The 768-nt window shown below is 71.1% G+C and carries 1 protein-coding gene; it reads left to right on the top strand.

Features of this window, described 5'->3' with window-relative positions; translation table 11 throughout:
• A partial coding sequence (locus BFF76_RS30345) for an extracellular solute-binding protein (RefSeq protein ID WP_141695712.1) occupies nt 1-768 on the top strand: 768 nt, incomplete at both ends.

Below are 768 nucleotides of genomic sequence, written 5' to 3'. Positions count from 1 at the left end.
CACCTCGCCCGGCTCGCGGGCTTCGCCCCCGGCAGACTCCTCGACCCGTTCGACCTCGGCCTGCTGGCCGAACTCGGCGTGAGGGAGAAGGACTTCCCGACGGACATCTGGCGCAGGGGCCGGGTGGGCGGGAAGCAGTACGCCGTCCCGTTCGACACCCACCCCTTCGTCCTCTACTACCAGACGGAGGTCTGCGAGAAGGCCGGTCTCATGTCGGGGGGCCGCCTCAAGCCGATCAGCGGCGCGGACGACTTCGCCGGCGCACTGCGCGCCGCGAAGAAGGCGACGGGGCAACCCGGGCTCGTGACGGAGACGCTCGGACCCGACTGCATCACCCCCTGGCGGCTGTTCTCCAGCTTCTACGCGCAGACCGGCGGCACGGTCCTCTCGCCGGACGGGAAGCGCGTCGCGCTCGACGACGCCAAGGCGCTGCGCGTCCTGGAGTACCTGGCCCGTCTCGTCGAGGAAGGGCTGATGGTGCGCCGCGTCGACTACGCGGGTTCCATCGGCGTCTTCAACGGCGGGAAGACCGCCTTCCACCTCAACGGCGAGTGGGAGATCACCACCTTCAAGACCACCGGCCTCCCGTTCTCAATGACCCGCGTCCCCGCGCTCTTCGGCACCGCGGCCACCCAGGCCGACTGCCACGCCTTCGTCCTGCCCCACCAGAAGGACCGGGGCGGCGCCACGAACGAGGCGGCCCACACCCTCGTCGCCTGGATGCTGAAGAACTCCGTGGCCTGGGCCCGGGGCGGGCACGTGCCCGCC

This window comes from Streptomyces mutomycini (assembly GCF_001700505.1).
Lineage (GTDB): Bacteria > Actinomycetota > Actinomycetes > Streptomycetales > Streptomycetaceae > Streptomyces > Streptomyces mutomycini.
This window is presented reverse-complemented; position numbering and strand designations above follow the sequence as displayed.